The organism is Intestinibacter sp. (genome assembly GCF_051866655.1).
Taxonomy (GTDB): domain Bacteria; phylum Bacillota; class Clostridia; order Peptostreptococcales; family Peptostreptococcaceae; genus Intestinibacter.
Map to the genome: position 1 here is coordinate 1 of NZ_JBJDXL010000430.1, position 2,818 is coordinate 2,818.

General features: G+C 27.8%; 7 protein-coding genes. All 7 read right to left on the bottom strand.

All coding sequences use genetic code 11. From position 1 onward, the window contains the following. Positions 1-598: GIY-YIG nuclease family protein (locus ACI3VO_RS12960; RefSeq protein WP_439758318.1), on the bottom strand; the 598-nt coding region annotated here is incomplete at its 3' end. A gap of 88 nt (positions 599-686) precedes the next feature. After that, positions 687-1,031, bottom strand: a complete 345-nt coding sequence (locus ACI3VO_RS12965; RefSeq protein WP_439758319.1) for a hypothetical protein — start codon at positions 1,029-1,031, stop codon at positions 687-689. Continuing rightward, on the bottom strand, positions 1,024-1,416 hold the full coding sequence (locus ACI3VO_RS12970; RefSeq protein WP_439758320.1) for a hypothetical protein: 393 nt from the start codon (positions 1,414-1,416) through the stop codon (positions 1,024-1,026). Before ACI3VO_RS12970 ends, ACI3VO_RS12965 begins: the two co-directional genes overlap by 8 nt. Further along, a complete protein-coding gene (locus ACI3VO_RS12975; RefSeq protein WP_439758321.1) occupies positions 1,370-1,654 on the bottom strand; it encodes a hypothetical protein in 285 nt (94 codons plus the stop codon). The genes ACI3VO_RS12970 and ACI3VO_RS12975 overlap by 47 nt, the downstream gene beginning before the upstream one ends. Before the next feature lie 65 nt (positions 1,655-1,719). Then, positions 1,720-2,241 carry a hypothetical protein gene (locus tag ACI3VO_RS12980; protein WP_439758322.1) on the bottom strand — a complete coding sequence of 174 codons (522 nt, stop codon included), beginning with the start codon at positions 2,239-2,241 and terminating at the stop codon, positions 1,720-1,722. After that, positions 2,232-2,498 (bottom strand): hypothetical protein, encoded by a 267-nt coding sequence (locus ACI3VO_RS12985; RefSeq protein ID WP_439758323.1) that lies wholly within the window; start codon positions 2,496-2,498, stop codon positions 2,232-2,234. The genes ACI3VO_RS12980 and ACI3VO_RS12985 overlap by 10 nt, the downstream gene beginning before the upstream one ends. Then, the coding region (locus ACI3VO_RS12990; protein ID WP_439758324.1) for a hypothetical protein at positions 2,482-2,818 on the bottom strand (337 nt) is incomplete at its 5' end. The genes ACI3VO_RS12985 and ACI3VO_RS12990, both read right to left, overlap by 17 nt.

A 2,818-nucleotide genomic window follows, 5' to 3' on the forward strand; every position in this document is an offset into this window, starting at 1 on the left:
AATTTATAGGATTGGTTAAATTATTACAGCAATCTTGTATAGTATTTCTTCCTACTTTATATTTTCTGCTAGCTTCTCTTATAGAAGGTATTGTTTCTATAAATACTTTATTAATAGTATAAATATCTATAGCTTTACCATATTTCTCAGTTTTAACTTCTTTCAAAAGTTGTTTCTGCTCTTCGCTCATAGGTATTCCTACATTATGAGCTATTCTTCCTTTATTAGCTTTTGAAATTTTCTCTTTCTTTTCTTCTGAACATGGCAATCCTTGAGTACCTATTCCTCCAGGAATAAAATTATATCCATAAGTATCTTTATAAGTTTGATACTTTTGAATATAATCTGTTTCTATACTTCTTAAATTTTTATTATTTTCGTCTATATCTTCTATTAACGGAATTTCTTCAATTATATCAAATTGAAAACTATCTTCTGTGTATTTATTCCATGAACTTTGTAAATGTTTATTATCATGTTGTCCTAATCTAAGATTTCTTTTGTGTTCATATAATCTTTTGTCTAAATCCAAACTTGAACCATAATAACATTTATTATTTTTTAGATTCAAAATTCTATAAATTCCTTGTCTTTTCATATAATTAAATTTTTAATTATGCAAAAATACAAATTTTTATTGAGACCACAAAACAAATCAAGATAATTTTTATAACAACATTTAGCCTTTAATTTTGACCCAAGGCAATTTGAAATGGTTTTTCTGTACTTATGATATTAGTCCCTTCGATAATTTTATCCTCTGGGAATGTTTGCATCCATTTATTCCAAGTTTCACAAATATTCTCATAGTCTACTCCCTTAGAAGATGCCTTGACATAGCAAAAATCACACTCAGCATTACATCTAGTGTTAATTCCTACATCATAGAACTCAGCTCGATCAGGATCTAATTCTTTAGCAACTCCATGACCTAGTCTTACCGTCTTGAGATTATTCCAGATTGCATGATAGTTTTTATCAGGAAATTTTCTTACCTTAATCTTACTAAATAAATCTTTAAACTTATCCATTGAAATCTAATTTATACTTACCTTTAACTTCTGAATTTTCTAATAATGCTTTTAATCCTTCCATAAAAAATGTCTCACAGGCTCCCAAGCTATAGGGAAGATTAATTTGTATGCTATATTCTGGGAGTTCTTTCCATTGTTTTTCTGAAAACTCTTCTTTATCTAAGTCAGACTTACAAAGAAGGTGATAAGTTGGAGTATCCTCACTATAATACTCATCATCTTTAAATAGACTGGAAAGAAGATTATTAATAAATAATATTACATTCTCATTTCCACTTACAGTACAAAATAATTCACTACTACTATTAGTTATAATATCACTAAAGGATTGAATATTAATGACAATATTGACTGCTGAGACAGTCTTCTCTTGCTGCTTCATATACTTTTTGACATCCAGAAAAATGGTCTTCTATATCTACTATATATAAACCAATTAATCGATCGTAATACTCTTTGTGACTAATAAGCTCTTCCCAACTGACACCTAAGTAGTCACAGAACAATTCATCACAATACCAATGACTTTTTATAAAGTCTAAATCATTTATTAATTCTATACTGATACAATCTCCTGTATTTACTAATTCATCATAGTAATGTGCATCCGATTCTTTCATTAAGAAAATTTCAGAGCTAGAATTAGTTATTATATCACTATATGATTGTATGGGACTTATAAATTTCATTCTTCTATTTTATTACCATTATCATCAACTACGTAGTCCTCTTCATCCCAATTAAGTACTTTGAGAACCCTTCCCTCTTTGTTTTTTACACAAGGAGAATCACAATCAACAATATATAAGTTTCCTAGAATCCAGTCTATTGTATGACTAAATCCTTCATCAATAGATATTTCAAGTCTCTTTTCTAACTCTTCTAAAGGCTCTTCATATTGTAGAGAACAGATTTCTTTGGTATAAAGTCGCTTCTTATTATCAGGAACCCACTTCAAACATTCTTTGTATATATCATCAAATGTTCGGATTTCTAGAATACCTCCCATACCAGTATTATGATCGTATTTTATTTGTTCTTCTTTAGGTAACTTATACCAATCGCCTTTATAACGAAACTTAGAGTTTACACCCTTTAATAAAGAAAGTAGTTCGCTTTTAGATAAATCAGAACGAACACTAAATAACTCTGAACTGGAATTAGTTATTATATCGGAAGCAGATTGAACTTTTACTACTAATTGCATATTTCTAATATCTTTAGTTTTTTATCTACTAATAAAAGATCTTCTTCATTTATAGAGATCCACACACTTCTTTTTAAATTAGATAATGTAGTATCATAAGCTAATGAAAATATTTCTTCTGTTGCAAGATATTTTTTCTTAGTAGAATTTTTATACTTAGAAAACATATCCTCGAATGTATAAATAACAGGAGTATAACCTAATAAATTAGATACTTTATTTTGAATATTACTTTCATATTCAACAATAACGAGCATCGTATTCAAACAAGTTATTTATTTTATGAATAATATCTGCATATTTCTCGTTCTCTGGATTTTTTGCTTCTATAGAATAATAGGAACTATACATATAGTCATCAGAATCATCATTATAACTTTCAGCATATTCATCTAATGTTTCTACTCCACAATTTTCAACTAAATACTTATAGATCTCTTCCTCTATTTCAGTACATTGCTCACAGAGACAATTATCATGTTTCTTTAATAATATTTCTAGTTCTTTATGTTTATTAGAATCTTCTTGTATTACCTTATTTGCTAAGTCAAAATAATAATCCATAGCATCACTAATA

Coding starts and splice junctions, on each gene's coding strand:
- ACI3VO_RS12965 (WP_439758319.1), bottom strand. CDS start 1,031: ATGGATAAGTTTAAAGATTTATTTAGTAAGATTAAGGTAAGAAAATTT.
- ACI3VO_RS12970 (WP_439758320.1), bottom strand. CDS start 1,416: ATGAAGCAGCAAGAGAAGACTGTCTCAGCAGTCAATATTGTCATTAAT.
- ACI3VO_RS12975 (WP_439758321.1), bottom strand. CDS start 1,654: ATGAAAGAATCGGATGCACATTACTATGATGAATTAGTAAATACAGGA.
- ACI3VO_RS12980 (WP_439758322.1), bottom strand. CDS start 2,241: ATGCAATTAGTAGTAAAAGTTCAATCTGCTTCCGATATAATAACTAAT.
- ACI3VO_RS12985 (WP_439758323.1), bottom strand. CDS start 2,498: ATGCTCGTTATTGTTGAATATGAAAGTAATATTCAAAATAAAGTATCT.